At 66.9% G+C, this 891-nt stretch carries 1 pseudogene; it reads right to left on the reverse strand.

Annotated features, from left to right (window positions below):
• A pseudogene (locus H9638_RS16675) lies at positions 1-890 on the reverse strand (pyruvate dehydrogenase (acetyl-transferring), homodimeric type); the annotation flags it as partial.
• Between the last annotated feature and the right edge of the window lies 1 nt (position 891).

Consider the following 891-nt stretch of genomic DNA (forward strand, 5'->3'; position numbering starts at 1 on the left):
ACCTTGATCACGTTCCAGCCGGCACCGCGGAAGAACGCTTCGAGTTCCTGCATGATCTTGCCGTTGCCGCGCACCGGTCCGTCCAGGCGCTGCAGGTTGCAGTTCACCACGAACGTGAGGTTGTCCAGCTTGTCATTCGCGGCGAGCTGGAGCAGGCCGCGCGATTCGGGTTCGTCCATTTCGCCGTCGCCCAGGAACGCCCAGACGTGCTGGTCGGAGGTGTCCTTGAGCCCGCGGTTATGCAGGTAGCGGTTGGACTGCGCCTGGTAGATGGCGTTCATCGGGCCGATGCCCATGGACACGGTGGGGAACTCCCAGAAATCGGGCATGTTCCGCGGGTGCGGGTAGGAGGACAGGGCGTGTCCCTCGCGGGACTTCTCCTGCCGGAACCCGTCCAGGTCCTCCTCGGACAGGCGGCCTTCGAGGAAGGCGCGGGCGTAGACGCCGGGGGAGGCATGGCCCTGGAAGAAGACCTGGTCGCCGCCGCCGGGGTGGTCCTTGCCGCGGAAGAAGTGGTTCATGCCCACTTCGTACAGGGTCGCCGCGCCGGCGTAGGTGGAGATGTGGCCGCCGACGCCGATGCCGGGGCGCTGGGCGCGGTGCACCATGACCGCGGCGTTCCAGCGCAGCCAGGCCCGGTAGCGGCGTTCAACTTCCTCATCGCCGGGGAACTCGGGTTCCTGATCCGCGGGGATGGTGTTGACGTAGTCGGTAGTGGTGACCATCGGGACGCCGACGGAGCGCGAGCCTGCGCGCTGGAGCAGGGAACGCATGATGAACTGCGCCCGCTCCGTGCCCTGGGAGCGGATCAGCTCGTCCAGGGATTCAATCCATTCCGCGGTTTCTTCCGGGTCACGATCCGGCAGCTGGCTGGTCAGCCCGCTGAGGATG

The organism is Arthrobacter pullicola (genome assembly GCF_014836875.1).
Lineage (GTDB): Bacteria > Actinomycetota > Actinomycetes > Actinomycetales > Micrococcaceae > Arthrobacter_B > Arthrobacter_B pullicola.